Source organism: Streptococcus criceti HS-6 (genome assembly GCF_000187975.2).
Lineage (GTDB): Bacteria > Bacillota > Bacilli > Lactobacillales > Streptococcaceae > Streptococcus > Streptococcus criceti.
This window is the reverse complement of sequence record NZ_AEUV02000002.1, coordinates 170,629-186,057: the sequence shown is the minus strand read 5'-3', so window position 1 is coordinate 186,057 and position 15,429 is coordinate 170,629. Positions and strand designations below refer to the sequence as shown.

General features: G+C 42.8%; 16 protein-coding genes and 1 pseudogene. 14 read left to right on the top strand and 3 right to left on the bottom strand.

What is annotated here, in order from left to right; translation table 11 throughout:
- Window positions 1-41: 41 nt before the first annotated feature.
- From srlA to STRCR_RS00915, 9 genes and pseudogenes are all read left to right on the top strand, one after another.
- Window positions 42-587 (top strand): PTS glucitol/sorbitol transporter subunit IIC, encoded by a 546-nt coding sequence (gene srlA, locus STRCR_RS00955; RefSeq protein ID WP_004229962.1) that lies wholly within the window; start codon window positions 42-44, stop codon window positions 585-587.
- 23 nt (window positions 588-610) lie between these two features.
- Complete coding sequence (srlE, locus tag STRCR_RS00950) at window positions 611-1,609, top strand: PTS glucitol/sorbitol transporter subunit IIB (protein ID WP_004226316.1); 999 nt, start codon at window positions 611-613, stop codon at window positions 1,607-1,609.
- A 26-nt stretch (window positions 1,610-1,635) separates the two neighbouring features.
- Window positions 1,636-2,004, top strand: a complete 369-nt coding sequence (locus STRCR_RS00945) for a PTS glucitol/sorbitol transporter subunit IIA (protein WP_004226475.1) — start codon at window positions 1,636-1,638, stop codon at window positions 2,002-2,004.
- 169 nt (window positions 2,005-2,173) lie between these two features.
- Window positions 2,174-4,249 (top strand): BglG family transcription antiterminator, encoded by a 2,076-nt coding sequence (locus STRCR_RS00940; RefSeq protein WP_004229197.1) that lies wholly within the window; start codon window positions 2,174-2,176, stop codon window positions 4,247-4,249.
- 1 nt (window position 4,250) lies between these two features.
- On the top strand, window positions 4,251-4,559 hold the full coding sequence (locus tag STRCR_RS00935; protein WP_004225481.1) for a PTS sugar transporter subunit IIB: 309 nt from the start codon (window positions 4,251-4,253) through the stop codon (window positions 4,557-4,559).
- Between the two features lie 26 nt (window positions 4,560-4,585).
- Window positions 4,586-5,869: a PTS sugar transporter subunit IIC gene (locus STRCR_RS00930; protein ID WP_004226970.1), complete on the top strand. Its 1,284-nt coding sequence runs from the start codon at window positions 4,586-4,588 to the stop codon at window positions 5,867-5,869.
- Between the two features lie 32 nt (window positions 5,870-5,901).
- Window positions 5,902-6,299: pseudogene (locus tag STRCR_RS00925) on the top strand (tetratricopeptide repeat protein).
- Window positions 6,300-6,301: 2 nt separating this feature from the next.
- Complete coding sequence (locus tag STRCR_RS00920; protein ID WP_004227647.1) at window positions 6,302-7,159, top strand: class II fructose-bisphosphate aldolase; 858 nt, start codon at window positions 6,302-6,304, stop codon at window positions 7,157-7,159.
- Window positions 7,160-7,168: 9 nt separating this feature from the next.
- Window positions 7,169-7,771, top strand: coding sequence for a P-loop nucleotide/nucleoside kinase family protein (locus tag STRCR_RS00915; protein WP_004225497.1), 603 nt, complete (start codon window positions 7,169-7,171; stop codon window positions 7,769-7,771).
- A gap of 191 nt (window positions 7,772-7,962) precedes the next feature.
- Here the strand turns inward: STRCR_RS00915 and STRCR_RS00910 are convergent, their stop codons facing one another.
- The 3 genes from STRCR_RS00910 to STRCR_RS00900 form a co-directional block, all read right to left on the bottom strand.
- Window positions 7,963-8,352 carry a hypothetical protein gene (locus STRCR_RS00910; RefSeq protein ID WP_004226530.1) on the bottom strand — a complete coding sequence of 130 codons (390 nt, stop codon included), beginning with the start codon at window positions 8,350-8,352 and terminating at the stop codon, window positions 7,963-7,965.
- A gap of 187 nt (window positions 8,353-8,539) precedes the next feature.
- Window positions 8,540-9,442: a UTP--glucose-1-phosphate uridylyltransferase GalU gene (galU, locus tag STRCR_RS00905; protein WP_040804741.1), complete on the bottom strand. Its 903-nt coding sequence runs from the start codon at window positions 9,440-9,442 to the stop codon at window positions 8,540-8,542.
- A 36-nt stretch (window positions 9,443-9,478) separates the two neighbouring features.
- Entirely contained in the window at window positions 9,479-10,507 is a 1,029-nt protein-coding gene (locus tag STRCR_RS00900) for an NAD(P)H-dependent glycerol-3-phosphate dehydrogenase (protein WP_004226263.1), read from the bottom strand.
- Window positions 10,508-10,941: 434 nt separating this feature from the next.
- Between STRCR_RS00900 and STRCR_RS00895 the strand changes: the two genes are divergently transcribed.
- The 5 genes from STRCR_RS00895 (at window position 10,942) to STRCR_RS00875 (ending at window position 15,376) form a co-directional block, all read left to right on the top strand.
- A complete protein-coding gene (locus tag STRCR_RS00895) occupies window positions 10,942-11,388 on the top strand; it encodes a dUTP diphosphatase (protein WP_004226255.1) in 447 nt (148 codons plus the stop codon).
- A gap of 24 nt (window positions 11,389-11,412) precedes the next feature.
- Window positions 11,413-12,777 (top strand): DNA repair protein RadA, encoded by a 1,365-nt coding sequence (gene radA / locus STRCR_RS00890; protein WP_050897007.1) that lies wholly within the window; start codon window positions 11,413-11,415, stop codon window positions 12,775-12,777.
- Window positions 12,774-13,511 carry a 23S rRNA (guanosine(2251)-2'-O)-methyltransferase RlmB gene (rlmB, locus tag STRCR_RS00885; RefSeq protein ID WP_004228523.1) on the top strand — a complete coding sequence of 246 codons (738 nt, stop codon included), beginning with the start codon at window positions 12,774-12,776 and terminating at the stop codon, window positions 13,509-13,511. Before radA ends, rlmB begins: the two co-directional genes overlap by 4 nt.
- Before the next feature lie 341 nt (window positions 13,512-13,852).
- On the top strand, window positions 13,853-14,365 hold the full coding sequence (locus tag STRCR_RS00880; RefSeq protein WP_004226936.1) for an NYN domain-containing protein: 513 nt from the start codon (window positions 13,853-13,855) through the stop codon (window positions 14,363-14,365).
- Window positions 14,366-14,515: 150 nt separating this feature from the next.
- A complete protein-coding gene (locus STRCR_RS00875; RefSeq protein ID WP_004229784.1) occupies window positions 14,516-15,376 on the top strand; it encodes a DegV family protein in 861 nt (286 codons plus the stop codon).
- Window positions 15,377-15,429: the final 53 nt, after the last annotated feature.

Genomic DNA, 15,429 nt, shown 5'->3' with positions numbered 1-15,429 from the left:
TCATTACTGATAAGACTAAAAGATCATATAAGGAGTTTCTTATGAATTACGTTACGAAATTTGCTGAGGGCTTTATGAAGCTCTTCCAGTCAGGCGGTGAAACCTTCATGTCTTGGATGACAAGTATTGTTCCGGTTGTCCTCATGCTTCTGGTCGCCATGAATGCCTTGATTGCTCTCCTAGGTGAGGAGAGGGTTAATAAGCTGGCTGCGATTTCTGCCAGTAACCCGATCAGTCGTTACATGATCCTACCCTTCATCTCAGCTTTCATGCTGGGGAATCCTATGGCAATTAGTATGGGACGCTTCATGCCGGAATACTACAAGCCTAGCTATGTTGCCTCACAAATGCAATTCTGTCATACCTCGAACGGTGTGTTCCCTCATATCAATCCAGGTGAACTCTTTGTTTGGTTAGGGATTGCTTCGGGAATCAAAACTTTGGGATTAAGCCAGATGGATTTGGCAATCCGCTATATGCTGGTAGGGATTATTATGAATTTCCTTGCTGGCTGGATTACGGACTTTACAACCGCTTGGGTTTGTAAGCAACAAGGTGTTAGCTTGAGCAAGTCATTGAACAGTTGATGTGAGCGAGAAAGAGGTTTCTTATGAGTTACAGAAGTATACAAGTCGTCAAGGGGAATGGTGGTTTTGGTGGCCCTCTGATCATTACCCCAACGGATGAAAAGCATAAATTTATCTATATTACAGGTGGCGGAGAAAAGCCAGACATTGTGGATAAAATCGTTGAATTAACCGGAATGGAAGCTGTCAATGGTTTTAAGACTTCTATTCCAGATGAAGAAATCGCCCTTGCTATTGTTGACTGTGGCGGAACTCTCCGCTGCGGTATTTATCCAAAGAAGGGCATTCCAACCATCAATATTGTGGCCACTGGTAAAAGCGGTCCGCTGGCCCAATACATTACAGAAGATATCTATGTTTCAGCCGTAGGTCTCAATCAAATCACTGCTACCGATGAAGTTGGAGAAGCTAGCCAGCCTGTCGCTGCTAGTCCTGAAAGCTCGTCAACAAGTACTTATGATACCAGTAAAAAAATTACAGAGCAACGGGCTGAGACAAGCCTTGTGGCCCGAATTGGTATGGGAGCTGGTAAGGTTGTAGCTGTCTTTAATCAGGCTGCGCGTGAAGCGATCCAAACTATGTTGAATACCATTCTCCCTTTCATGGCTTTTGTGTCCCTCTTGATTGGTATTATCAATGGTTCAGGAATCGGGAACTGGATTGCTAAGCTGATGATACCTCTAGCTGGAAATATCTGGGGGCTAATTCTAATTGGATTTATTTGCTCCCTGCCATTCCTCTCTCCCCTTCTAGGGCCAGGGGCCGTAATCTCCCAAATTATCGGTACCCTGATTGGTGTTGAAATTGGTAAGGGCCATATTCCTCCTCAAATGGCCTTGCCAGCCCTATTTGCTATCAATACTCAAAATGGCTGTGACTTTATTCCAGTAGCCCTCGGTTTATCTGAAGCTAACGCTGAAACGGTTGAAGTCGGGGTACCATCTGTCCTGTATTCTCGTTTCTTAAGCGGTGTTCCCCGTGTTATCGTCGCTTGGCTGGCCAGCATTGGTCTGTATCAATGAGAAAATAAGTTAGAAAAGAGGTCCGCATGGTGAAGATATTTGAAACAAAAGTACTTGAAGTTGGTCCAGAAGCTCAAGGGATGATTGATGGGGCTGATATGATGATTCTCTTTGGAGAAGGAGCTCCTCAGGATTTAGCAGAATACTGCTTCATGATTGATAATAAGAATTTAACTGGTTCAATAAAAGTTGGCGGCCGCCTAGTTGTTGATGGAGAAACCTTTCCCATTACCTCTGTTGGTGAGGTTGTTGAGAAGAATCTCGTCAACCTAGGGCATATCACCATTTCCTTCGATGGTGATAAAGAAGGTAGCCTACCTGGCACCTTGCATGTTTCTGCTCCAGACAAGGTTCAGCTGAGATCGGGCTCAATCATCCAGCTATTTAGTGATTAAAAATAATACAGTCAATCAGGCTTGACATTCAAGCCTGATTTTCTTTTATGTTCAGTTAATCTTCATCAATTAGGAGGTGGAGTTTTTTGCCATTTATTTTGGAAAAAACATCTACTTTTTAATACCATGAAAACGCTTTATAATTGAAACAGATGGGAGAAAGAATCGTATGAAGGACAGAACGCATGCCATCTTGGATCGCTTGTTAGACTCTGAAATTCCGCTAACCGTAAGGTACCTTTCGACAGAATTTAAGGTCAGTGAAAGAACCATTCGGAATGAAATAAGTGCCATAAACGAGCTATTGCGACAGTGCCAGCTACCTTTAGTAGATGCCATCCGCTCCAAGGGACTAGAGTTAAATCTATCTCAGCTCGATAGAGAACGGCTAATAACCTTTATTGGCCAGCATTCAGGCTTCAAGTATCTTAGTCGAGAAGAGAGAGTACTAGATTTAATTTTGGATATAGCCTTTGGAAAAGAGCCCGTCTTTTTAAAGAAAAAGGAGGAATGTTATCAGGTGTCAAAATCTTCTATTGATGAAGATATTCGGCAGGTCAGAAAAAGTTTAGCCTATTACCAAGTAGAAGTTGTTAGCCTACCTAAGCAAGGTCTAAAGTTTCAAGCCAAAGAACAATTTATCAGGACCATGCTTTTTTCAATGGTGAGTTCAGTTTTAGTAGCTGAGGAGCAAGGGAAAAAAGAGCTTGTTTATAAGTATGTTGATAAAGAACGGCTGCATCATTTAGATACTATATATAGTAATTGCATTTCGCAAGTAGAAGTAAGTCCTTATCGGATAAACTTTAACCTTTTGACCTATATTTGGCTTAATCGTCTCAGTCGTGGTCATTACATTTCGCCTTCCAATGAAAGCGAGCGTCGCAGAGAGAAAAATGATCGCATTTCAGCTTATATCAGTCAGGTTTTGCGTGAGTTTAAGATCGAATCGAGCACAGAAGAAGAGCGGTATATTTATTTTTTGCTGAATAGCCTGAATAAAGAAGAAGCCTATCATCCCTCCAATTGGTTGGATCTTCAGCTATTAATCATGCAGCTTATTCAGTTTGTGGAGGAAGAAACGGGAATCCCCTTTAATAAAAAGGAAGCCCAGCTACAAGAAGCCTTATACGGCCACATGATTGGCATGGTTGACCGCATTAAAAACGGCCTCCAATTGGTCAATCCCCTTAAAGATAAAATCAAGCAAGCCTATGGTCAGGTATATTCTGGTCTTGAAAAATTTTTAAGAGGAGAACAGGACAAACTCGGCGGAATTATTACCGATGATGAAATTGCCTTTTTGACGATTCATTTTTCGACAGCCTTGAGCGAAATCAACCAAAATAACCAGTATTGGTACCGTGCCATTGTGATTTGTAACTATGGGATAGCAACAGGTCGTTTGCTGGCAGAAAACCTGAAAGAGTACTTCAATATAGAAGTTCTAGCAGTTTTAAGCAGCCGCGAAATTGACTTAGTCGAAAAATTTGATGTTGATCTAGTTTTTTCAACAGTGAAGCTTAACTATAAAGCTAAGCCCATCATGATTATGGATACTATTTTCAATGAGGAAACGAAGCTGATGGTCCACAATTTTCTAGAAGCGAATCGACAGCATCAGAGGTTGATTACTCGAAAAAGCGACTATACAGAAATGTTTCAAATTCTACTCAAAACGATAGAATCCCAGTTCGGAAAGTTGACTAAAAATTTTTATAACGATTTGGAAAACCTATTTCGAAAAAATGGGCTAACAATCAACCAAAAGGAGGTACAGCCTATGATTCAAGATGTGCTATCTGATGATAATATCTTGTTTGAAAAGGGAGATTTTACATGGCAGGAGGCCATTCAGCAGGTCGCCAAGCCATTATTGAGGAAAAAGAATATCACCGAAGACTATGTTCAAGCCATGATAGAGGATGTTAAAAAGTACGGTCCTTATATTGTGATCGGTCCCCATCTGGCTTTAGCACATGCTCGTCCGGAAGACGGTGCAAATCAGCTGGGGTTAAGTCTGGCTATTTTCCAGAAACCTGTCAGCTTTGGTCATGAATTCAACGACCCTGTGAAAGTTATTTTCTGCCTATCTGCGGTGGATTCCTATTCGCATTTAAATATTATGAAAAGTTTAGTCAGCCTGATTAGAAAGGAGGACAATATAAAAAAATTAGCTGACGCCTCAAATATTCAAATGGTTAAAAAAATTTTGTTTACAGATGATTCGGAGGAGGAAAAATAATATGGCTAAAAAATTAAATATCTTGTTTGTCTGTGGAGCAGGATTAGGTTCTAGCTTTGCTGCTCAAATGGCTGCAGAGGATGTCCTCAATAAATATGGTATAGATGCTAAATTAGATCACGTTGATATTTCGACAGCCGCCTCGGTTGGCCCTGATGTTATCATTACTGCTCAGAACTTTGAAAAACAATTTGCTCAGTTTTCAATTGACCCAGAAAAAACAGCCTTAGTTTTTTTGAAGAATATTGTTTCCAGTCAGGAGATAGAAGAAAAATTACTGCCGGTTTTGCGAGAACGTAACTTCATTTAGGTCACTACCATAAGGGAGGTAATACTATGGGAATCATTAATTTTATTATCAATAATATTTTGACCCAAGCCTCAATTACGATTGCTTTAATTGCTATGCTTGGGCTGATCCTGCAGAAAAAATCCATAGGTCAAATTATTTCAGGGACGCTAAAAACGCTGCTCGGTTTTCAAGTCTTGAGTGCGGGTTCTAACATCATTGTGGCTAGTTTGACCTACTTTGGCAAGATTTTTCAAAAGGGTTTTCATACCCACGGCATTGTTCCTTCAATCGAAGCCATTAATGGTCAAGCCATGAATGATTTGGGCTTGGGTAGAGAGATTGCCTTAACCTTTCTAGCTATCTTTATTGTTAATATTTTAATTGCCCGTTTTACAAAATGGAACTATATCTTTTTAACTGGTCAGGCCTTACTCTGGATGGCTACCATGACCACGGTATTTGGTTATTTTGCTGGCTTACGAGGTCTCTTACTGATTGTAATTGGCGGTATTGTTGGTGGAATTTTTACAGTCGCCATGCCTGCTCTAGCTCAGCCGATTATTCGTAAAGTCACTGGTAATAATGATATAGCTCTGGGACATTTTTGCACTATTGGTTATTTATTTGAAGCCGGTGTCGCAAAAATATTTGGAGAACGCGGAGACAAAAAGAGGTCTATTGAAGACATTGAAATGCCCAAGTCCTTTGAATTTTTGCAAGATACGTACCTATCTGTAATGGTTGTTATGGTTCCACTGTACCTCATTACAGCAGCCTTTGCAGGATCAGGAGCCGTTAATACGGGTAGCCAAAACTATTTGATGTATGCTTTCTTGCAGTCCATTCAGTTTGTTGTTGGGATCTATGTCTTGCTGGCGGGTGTTCGACTCTTACTCGGAGAAATTGTTCCTGCCTTCCGCGGTATTGCGATGAAGCTGGTTCCAGATGCTATTCCCGCCTTGGATTGCCCCGTCTTCTTCCCCTATTCTCCTAACGCTGTTATCCTAGGCTTTATTACAACCACCATTGGTACTATCGTGGCCATGTTTGTCCTACCAGTATTTGGATTAGCCATGATTCTTCCAGGAATGCTGACCAATTTCTTCGCTGGCGGTACCGCTGGGATATTTGGAAATGCTGTAGGCGGACGCAGAGGAGCGATTATTGGAGGAATTGCTCATGGCTTTTTCATCACGCTTTTACCAGCTTTATTGGTCACAGCCTTTAGTTCATTGGGCTTTGTCAATGCAACAGCTACTGATGTTGATACGGTGACTGCAGCGCTCCTCTACTACTGGATACTAAGTCCCATTTTCAAAATGTTTTAGCTAACCTATCAATTTAAGGAAGGAGGATAGCCATGTTCAAATTTTTAAAGAAAACAACCAAACCCAGCTCGGAAAGCCAAACAGCTCCTCCAAAATACAGTGAGGAAGAGCTTAAAAAATTTAAGCAGGAACTTGAAAACTTGCTGCAGGTAAAAGAAGAGCACCTAGAAGATGCCCAATACTTTGAAAAGTTAGGCTTGCTCTATGCCCAAGTTTCTCAAGAAGAGGATGCGATTAAAAATCTTGAAAAGAGCCTGTCCATTAAATTATCTATGGGGACGGTTATAAAAAGCTGATGTCGCTGTACAATCAAAAAAGAAAAGAAGCGGCCCGCTCTCAGGATGATGAATTGATAGCGTACTATATGGGAAAAATGGATGATATGCGAAATATCGCTAAAAAAGTGACCTTAACGGCCAAGGAGGATTAGAGATGTATAAAACCTTAAAAGAAATTACAGATGCTGCAGATAAATTAAATATGACTGTCGGAGCCTTTAATATGCACAATTTAGAAATGCTCCCCAGCATGATCAGAGGCGCCCAAGAAGTTGGTCTCCCAATTGTGATTCAAACCAGTGTAGCCACGGCTCAATACATTGGCTATGACGTTATTGTAGCCGTATGTAAGCAGTTAGCTAATAATGATTTGGTTGATGTCGCCCTTCACTTGGATCACGCCAGAGATTTTGACGCGATTAGAGCTGCTATTGCAGCCGGCTATTCGAGTGTCATGTTCGACGGCTCAAACCTGCCCTTTAAAGAAAATATTGCAAAAACCAAGGCAGTCGTTGATTATGCTCATGCTAGAGGCGTTTCGGTAGAAGGGGAACTGGGCACTATTGGGGGAACAGAAGAAGGCATTTCGGTTTCTGAGGATGATAAGGAATATACGAGACCTAATGATGCTGTTCGATTTTTAGCAGAAACTGGGGTTGATGCCTTAGCAGTCGGCATTGGGACTAACCATGGCCAATTCAAATCTAAAACCAATGTCAAGATACCTCTGCTAAAAGAAATTCATAGTCTTGTTGATGTTCCGCTCGTTATACATGGAGGGACTGGTGTTAAAGAAGAGGATTATCCAGAATTAATTAATAATGGCATTAGAAAATTTAATGTCGGGACTGAGCTACTGGTCGGCTGGACAGCGGTTGCTAAGGAAACATTTGGAGCAACTGAGGTTAATAAATCCCTGCGTTACAATATTATTCCATGCAATGATAAGGTCAAAGAAATTGTCAAACACAAACTAAGCCTCTTTATGAATAGTGACAGTCCTCTAAAATAGGAGGAGTCAATGAAAGAAACCTTACTTTTAATAGCTGGTCCGCCGGCGACAGGAAAATCTTATTTAGTCGGTTTAATTGAAAAAATTCAGCCAACCTTATATAAAATAACACCTGATGAACTAAAAGAGGCAATTGCTGACAGTAAAGGATTTAACAGTTTAGAAGAAAAGGCAGCTTTGGAAATCATTGTCTGGAAATCTTATTATCAAGCCTTGGAGGCTTATATGATGGTTGGTAAAAAGATTGTTGTCAGTGAGTATCCTTTTTCCGATAAACAAAAGCCTGCTTTGCTAGCTTTAGCGAGCCGTTATTCATACGAAATCATTACCGTTCGCTTGGTGGCTGATTTTGAGGTTCTGTGGCAAAGACGCTATCACAGAGATCGCGAAATCAGTAGGCATCTGAGCCATATTATGACACATTATCACTACGGCGATCAGCTACTCCAGCGTGAATTAGCAGATAATCATATTACAAAAAACGAATTTTGGGATATCCTCAAGAAGAGAGATTACAATCATTTTCAATTAGGTCAACTATTTGAATTTGATGTCAGCGATTTCGCAAGGGTTGATTACACTGACCTTTTGTCCTACCTTGCCAAATTATAATTTGCGGTTCCCCCTTTGGAAACCCAAATGGTACGTTGTACACTATCGGACAAAGTCTTGCCTGCACTTTGGTACCTTATCTATTTTGAATTTCTTTGAAATAGGGAATCCCAATCCCTTAACAAAGAGAAAATACCGTCATATACTAAAAAACAGCCCCATTGTTAAAGTGGAGCTGTTTTTGAAGAGGGTTAGTATTCTTTCGTCGTATGCCGTTTTCCCGCTGCAATAGCGTCGCTTTCTTTCATTTGAACAACTCGACTTTTATTCGTATTTGCGGGCATATTATCCATTGAGTACCAGTAAACATCAGCCGTCCCGTCACGAGCCACATAAACTATCCGGTCTTGTTCTTGACTTGGCTGTTCTTCATCTGATATTTGAGGCACTGTCTGTGATGGCTCTGACTGCACACTAGAGGAGCCTTCCTGAGTTGATGAAGAAGAGTCTGCCCTTTCAGAAGAGCTTTTTGAAGTTGTAGAATACTTAGCCGGATGATTGGTTGAAGTTGAATCATCGCTACAAGCGCTAAAAGCAACAATGGCTAATAAGGCTACTAATATGTAAGTGATTTTTTTCATAGAATCCTCTCCTATATGAAATAATAGTATTTACAAAACTATTATATAAGTTATTTTTTAATAAAATAATAAAAATTTTAAAAATTAACATAAATATGAATATAATATTATAAAATTACAATTTAAAAAGAGCGTAAAAAAGCCCTCTAGGCTTTATTCCTAAAGGATAGGGATTTACTATAGTTTTTCACTTTGCTTGCTTCCCAGACAGTTCTTTACCCAGTTGAATGATGTAATCTTTGAGATCATCCTTAACCTGTGGATGTTGTAAAGCATAATCAATAGAGGTTTTCATAAAGCCGAACTTATCGCCGACATCATAGCGTTTACCGGTAAATTCACGTGCAAAGACGCGTTGGGTCTTATTGAGGGTATCAATAGCATCGGTCAATTGAACTTCGTTACCTGCTCCCGGTGCTTGGGTTTCCAAGATTTCAAAAATTTCTGGTGTCAGGAGGTAGCGCCCGATGATAGCTAAATCACTTGGGGCATCTTCAGGCTCTGGCTTCTCGACAAAAGTTTCAACGGAGTACAGTCCCTTGCGCCCTTCACCTTGGGGAGCAATGACCCCGTAGGCAGAAACATCTTCGTGAGGGACAGGCATAACGGCGATGGTGGAGGCATGAGTTTCCTTGTAATCATTGATGAGTTGCTGAGTCAAAGGAATAGCCTTGTCATCAGTAATATCCATCAAGTCGTCCCCCAACATGACGACAAAGGGCTCGTTTCCAACGAAAGCTTTGGCTTGCAGGACAGCATCCCCAAGACCGCGTGGGTGGCTCTGGCGGATAAAGTGGAGGTTAATAGCTGTTGTATCATTAACCAATTTAAGTAGGTCAGTTTTGCCCTTCTGCTCCAAGTTGTATTCTAATTCAAAGTTAGAGTCAAAGTGGTCTTCGATGGAGCGTTTGGCTTTACCAGTTACCACCAAGATGTCTTCAATCCCTGATTTGAGGGCTTCTTCAACAATAAATTGGATAGTCGGTTTGTCTACAATCGGTAACATTTCCTTAGCTAAGGCCTTGGTTGCTGGCAGGAAACGAGTTCCTAACCCAGCAGCTGGAATGACGGCTTTTCTTACTTTAGTCATACTGTCTTTCATTTCCTTCTCATTTATTCTTTTAGTTTACTTTTTATCTTCCTGCCATTCATTTTCTGAACGCAGTTCATTAGACATCATATTAAAGATGGATTCCTTAATATCAGCACCTTCATAGATGGCCTTATAAATAGCTGTGGTGATCGGCATATAGACACCGAGTTGCTGCGCTAATTCATAGGCCACCTTTGTCGTTGAAATGCCTTCAATCACCATCCCCATGTTGCGCTCAACATCTTCTAATTTTTCACCGCGTCCTAGGGCATCACCAGCCCGCCAGTTGCGAGAATGGACAGAAGTCCCCGTAACAATCAAATCACCGACCCCAGACAGACCGCTATAGGTCAGAGGATTGGCTCCCATCTTAACGCCCAGACGGGTGATTTCAGCCAAGCCACGAGTGATAATAGCTGCCTTGGCATTGTCACCATACCCCATACCGTGAAGAGCACCAGCTCCAACGGCAATGATGTTTTTCAAAGCTCCAGCTGTTTCTACTCCAATGACATCTTGATTAGTATAGAGGCGGAAGTAATGGTTACTGAAGATAGCCTGAACATATTTGGCAGCTTCCAAATCTTTAGAAGCGGCTGTAATCAGGGTGATATCACGGACAATGGTTTCTTCGGCATGACTTGGACCAGAAACAACCACGATTTCACTGCGTAAATCAGCAGGAATCTCTTCTTCCAGAATGGTTGATAGGCGTTCATGGGTACCAGGCTCTAAGCCTTTGGAAGCGTGCATAATGATAACCTTGTGGTCGAGAATATCAGCCACCTGCTTAGCCACTAGACGTGTTACCTTGGTTGGCACTACAAAAAGAATAGCATCAATTCCATCCAAAGTTTGTCCTAAGTCCTTGTACGCTTTAATCTTACCATCCAGCACAACATCCTTGAAATACAAGGTGTTAGTATGCTGATCATTGATTTCATCAATCTGTTCGGGGATATTTCCCCAAATACGGACCTCATGCCCGTTGTCATTAAGTACCTGAGCGAGGGCAGTCCCCCAAGAGCCCGGTCCCAAGACAGCAACTTTTTGTTTTGTCATAATAGGTCTCCATATCATAGTATCGCTTTCATTATAACATAAAATGAAGATACCACGGACAAAGCAAGTTAAAATAATTCAAATGACTTGCTAGGGGGAGTGGAACAGACAGCCATGATGGTTTTGCCTTTATCTACAAATTAATGTCATCCCTGAAGATTAGGCATAAAAACCGGTAAATCGTTGTGAAATGGCAATTTCAATTTTCCTTGCTCTCCCATTTTAAGGCGGCAGGCTTTGGCAGTCTGTCTTTAGACCGCAAAATCGAGGGTCTAGTTTTCACAAGGTCTTAGTCCAATCAACTCAACGACAATTAATCCAGCTTGCTCGAAGATTTTCTTGAGAAATTCATAGACTAGGCTGGTTTTTTCCTTTTTAATGACGAATATCTTAGTGTATAATAGAAAACAGTAAAAACTGATGCGAGGTTAATAATGGCAAAAATTCGTGGTTTTGAGCTGGTCAGCTCTTACAGCAATCAAGATCTCTTACCCAAGCGTGAGACAGCTCATGCAGCTGGTTATGATTTGAAGGTGGCAGAAACCACCAAAATTGAACCGGGGGAAATTGTTCTCGTGCCGACAGGGGTCAAGGCTTATATGCAGCCAGGAGAGGTTCTCTATCTCTACGACCGTTCTTCCAATCCTCGAAAGAAAGGGTTGGTCCTCATTAACTCGGTTGGGGTTATCGATGGTGACTACTACGGCAATCCCAATAATGAGGGGCATATTTTTGCCCAAATGCAAAACATCACCCAAGAGCATGTGACTTTGGAGATCGGTGAGCGCATTGTCCAAGCTGTCTTTGCCCCTTATCTGGTAGCAGATGGCGATCAGGCAGAGGGAGTTCGCTCAGGTGGTTTTGGCAGTACAGGCCGATAAGTAGGTAGAAGGAGGATAAGGACTATCGCTAAGAAAAAATCAATCTTTGTCTGTCAGGAATGTGGTTACAATTCTCCCAAGTATCTGGGCCGTTGTCCTAACTGTGGCTCTTGGTCCTCTTTCGTTGAAGAAAAGGAGGCCGAGGAAGTCAAGAATGCTCGAGTGTCTTTGACAGGGGAAAAAACAAAACCAACCAAGTTAAAAGATGTCTCCTCTATTGATTATGCCAGAACCAAGACGAACATGGAGGAGTTTAACCGAGTACTCGGCGGCGGTGTTGTACCTGGCAGTCTGGTCCTTATCGGTGGGGATCCCGGTATCGGGAAGTCAACTCTCTTGCTGCAGGTCTCGACCCAGCTGGCCAATAAGGGAACGGTGCTCTATGTTTCTGGGGAAGAATCGGCCGAGCAAATCAAGCTGCGCAGTGAGCGCCTAGGCGATATTGACAATGAATTTTACATCTACGCTGAAACTAATATGCAAAATATCCGCTCTGAAATCGAGCGTCTGAAACCGAATTTCCTAATTATCGACTCTATCCAGACGGTCATGAGTCCTGAAATTACCAGTGTTCAGGGTTCCGTTTCTCAGGTGCGGGAGGTGACGGCTGAGCTTATGCAGCTGGCCAAGAGCAATAATATCGCCACCTTTATCGTGGGTCATGTGACCAAGGAAGGGACCTTAGCTGGTCCGCGGATGCTGGAGCACATGGTAGACACGGTTCTTTATTTTGAAGGGGAACGCCACCATACCTTTCGGATTTTGCGGGCAGTGAAAAACCGCTTTGGCTCAACCAATGAGATCGGGATTTTTGAAATGCAGACGGGTGGTCTGGTCGAGGTCCTCAACCCTAGTCAGCTCTTCTTGGAAGAGCGCTTGGATGGGGCGACAGGTTCGGCTATTGTCGTCACTATGGAAGGGACACGCCCGATTTTAGCTGAAGTTCAAGCCCTAGTCACACCGACGGTTTTTGGCAATGCCAAGCGAACCACAACAGGACTTGATTTCAACCGTGCCAGCCTGATTATGGCCGTCTTGGAAAAACGCTGTGGTCTCCTCCTGCAAAATCAAGATGCTTACCTCAAGTCAGCTGGTGGGGTCAAGCTGGACGAGCCAGCTATTGATCTGGCGGTGGCAGTCGCTATTGCATCTTCCTACAAGGAAGCACCGACTAATGCTCAGGATGCCTTCATCGGTGAAATCGGTTTGACAGGAGAAATTCGCCGTGTCAATCGAATTGAGCAACGCATCAATGAGGCTGCCAAGCTTGGTTTTACCAAAATCTATGCACCCAAGAATGCCCTGCATGGGATTGATATCCCCAAAAACATTGAAGTCATTGGAGTTTCAACAGTCGGGGAAGTTCTGAAGAAAGTGTTTAAATCATGATAGAAAAACAAACAAACGACATTGTCTATGGTGTCCATGCTGTAACCGAAAGCCTGCAAGCTAATACAGGTAATAAACTCTATATTCAAGACGACCTGAGGGGCAAGAATGTTGATAAAATCAAGGCCTTAGCAGCTCAGAAAAAGGTTGCTATTTCTTGGACTTCCAAGAAAGCTCTGTTCGAGATGACCCAGGGAGCTGTTCACCAAGGCTTTGTCCTGCGGGTTTCAGAATTTGCCTACAGTGATTTGACGACAATTTTAGCCAAGGCAGATCAGGAAGAAAATCCGCTGATTTTGATTTTAGATGGTTTGACGGACCCCCATAATTTCGGTTCGATCCTACGAACAGCCGATGCGACTGACGTTGCTGGTGTTGTTATCCCTAAGCACCGGGCGGTTGGCGTTACTCCAGTTGTTGCCAAAACATCAACAGGAGCGGTAGAACATGTCCCCATTGCCCGTGTGACCAACCTCAGTCAAACCTTGGATAAACTGAAAGAGTCTGGCTATTGGATTTTTGGAACTGATATGGATGGCACGCCCAGCCAAAAGTGGAATACAGCTGGCAAGCTAGCCCTGATTATCGGCAATGAGGGCAAGGGGATTTCCCCCAACCTCAAAAGGCAAGTGGATGAAATGATTACTATCCCTATGACTGGTCATGTGCAAAGTTTAAATGCCAGCGTAGCTGCGGCTATCCTCATGTACGAGGTTTTTCGGCATAAGCTCTAAGCAAAGTATGGAAATCTGATCTCCATCCGTTTAGAGGTCAGGCACAACCTTGTCCAATATTCCTTTTTTTGGAATAAACTCTTAGCGCAGTGGTTGCTTAGCAAGAGATGGGGCAAACAGTTTGGGAGACTGTTTGAGAAAACCAATATCAACTGTGCGGAAGTGGGCGTGAAATGCCCCAGTGGAGTTGGTCAGTCGGGGATAGACTGACAAAGCCTACCATCTTAAAACAAGAGTGCGACAGCAGTCTAAGCCTTGAAATGGGAGAGCAAGGAAAATTGAAATCGCCATTTCAATTTTCCCCACTCCTTTTTAGCTCCCTAAGAAAAGGAGGCCTTTTCGTGAAAAAGAAAATTCTTTTAGTTGATGGCTACAATATGATTGCCTTTTGGCAGGAAACCCATCGTCTCTTTAAAACCAACCAGCTGGATGCAGCTAGAACTATTCTGCTACGAAAACTCAGCCATTATGCCAGTTTTGAAGGTTTGGAAATTATCTGTGTCTTTGACGCCCAGTATGTTCCTGGCAGTCGCCAGAAGTATGATGACTACGCTCTGACAGTTATCTTTACCGAGAAAGATGAGACAGCTGACTCCTATATCGAGCGGACGGCTGCTGAGTTGAACAGTCCCCTCAATCGGGTCGAAGTAGCTACTAGCGACCTCAATGAACAATGGACGGTCTTTTCTCAAGGGGCTCTGCGAGTCTCTGCTCGAGAACTTGAAGAACGGGTTAATGTGGTCAAGTCAAACTTGGACAAGATGTCTAAAAATATTGATCTCTATACCCCTCGACTAGGATCTCTAGATAACGAACAGCTCGCCAAACTCCGATCTTATTTGGACGATCTTTAACTGGAGAGCAGGAAGAGTAAGCCGATTTTCTTTCATTTAATCAACACTATTGGCACGGTGCTTTTTAATGAAAGAAAATCATTTACAAATGCTTCAAAGTCGGTTATGCTAGTCTTTGGAGAGAGAACCATCATAAAAACGGAGGTTGGCATGACTTTTAAAATCATTACTGATTCGACTGCCGATTTAGACGAAAACTGGGCTCAGGCCCAAGATATTGATATTCTCGGATTAACCATTACCTTAAACGATAAAACCTATCCCACGGTTGGTCCTGAACGCGTGACAAGTGAGTTTCTTTTGCAGGCCATGAAAGCTGGTGCTCAGCCGACGACTAGTCAGGTTAATGTTGGTCAATTTGAAGCTAGTTTTAAAACTTATGCCCAAGAAGGGCGGCCAATTCTCTATCTAGCCTTTTCCTCGGTTCTTTCAGGGACTTACCAGTCCAGCCAGATTGCTAAAGATCTGGTCCTAGAGACCTATCCAGAAGCAGTCATTGAAATTATTGATACTAGGGCCGCTGCTGGAGGGGAAGGCTATCTTTCTATCCTCGCCGCTCAAATGCGGGACCAAGGGGCTAGCCTTGAGGAGGTCAAGGCAAAAATTATTGATGTTTTGCCTCGCTTGCGAACCTTCTTTTTAGTAGATGACCTTTATCACCTTATGCGAGGGGGGCGTCTATCTAAGAGTTCTGCTCTGATTGGCAGTTTAGTTAATATCAAACCCCTGCTTTGGCTGGATGCTGAGGGCAAGCTAGTTCCCTTAGCAAAGTTGCGGGGGCGTAAGAAGGCTATAAAGGAAATGCTGGTTCGGGCAACTCAGGATGTGGAAACCAGCACTGCTGTTGTCGCCTATTCTAACGATGAAGCCAGTGCCCAAGATCTCAAGGCTAGATTGCTGGAAAATTCCGCTATTTCTGAGGTACTCATGATGCCGCTGGGACCAGTTATCTCGGCCCATGTTGGCCCTAAGACCTTAGCCATCTTTACGATTGGCCATGAACCTCGCTAGGCGGGCCAGTACTGACAATTTTCGATGGCGAAATGGTTTTGACTGATTTGTAA

Excerpts from the sequence above, each read along its gene's own strand:
- STRCR_RS00945 (WP_004226475.1), top strand. The coding sequence starts at position 1,636 with ATGGTGAAGATATTTGAAACAAAAGTACTTGAAGTTGGTCCAGAAGCT.
- STRCR_RS00930 (WP_004226970.1), top strand. The coding sequence starts at position 4,586 with ATGGGAATCATTAATTTTATTATCAATAATATTTTGACCCAAGCCTCA.
- STRCR_RS00940 (WP_004229197.1), top strand. The coding sequence starts at position 2,174 with ATGAAGGACAGAACGCATGCCATCTTGGATCGCTTGTTAGACTCTGAA.
- STRCR_RS00935 (WP_004225481.1), top strand. The coding sequence starts at position 4,251 with ATGGCTAAAAAATTAAATATCTTGTTTGTCTGTGGAGCAGGATTAGGT.
- STRCR_RS00900 (WP_004226263.1), bottom strand. The coding sequence starts at position 10,507 with ATGACAAAACAAAAAGTTGCTGTCTTGGGACCGGGCTCTTGGGGGACT.
- STRCR_RS00895 (WP_004226255.1), top strand. The coding sequence starts at position 10,942 with ATGGCAAAAATTCGTGGTTTTGAGCTGGTCAGCTCTTACAGCAATCAA.
- galU (WP_040804741.1), bottom strand. The coding sequence starts at position 9,442 with ATGACTAAAGTAAGAAAAGCCGTCATTCCAGCTGCTGGGTTAGGAACT.
- STRCR_RS00915 (WP_004225497.1), top strand. The coding sequence starts at position 7,169 with ATGAAAGAAACCTTACTTTTAATAGCTGGTCCGCCGGCGACAGGAAAA.
- srlA (WP_004229962.1), top strand. The coding sequence starts at position 42 with ATGAATTACGTTACGAAATTTGCTGAGGGCTTTATGAAGCTCTTCCAG.
- rlmB (WP_004228523.1), top strand. The coding sequence starts at position 12,774 with ATGATAGAAAAACAAACAAACGACATTGTCTATGGTGTCCATGCTGTA.
- STRCR_RS00910 (WP_004226530.1), bottom strand. The coding sequence starts at position 8,352 with ATGAAAAAAATCACTTACATATTAGTAGCCTTATTAGCCATTGTTGCT.
- STRCR_RS00920 (WP_004227647.1), top strand. The coding sequence starts at position 6,302 with ATGTATAAAACCTTAAAAGAAATTACAGATGCTGCAGATAAATTAAAT.
- srlE (WP_004226316.1), top strand. The coding sequence starts at position 611 with ATGAGTTACAGAAGTATACAAGTCGTCAAGGGGAATGGTGGTTTTGGT.
- STRCR_RS00875 (WP_004229784.1), top strand. The coding sequence starts at position 14,516 with ATGACTTTTAAAATCATTACTGATTCGACTGCCGATTTAGACGAAAAC.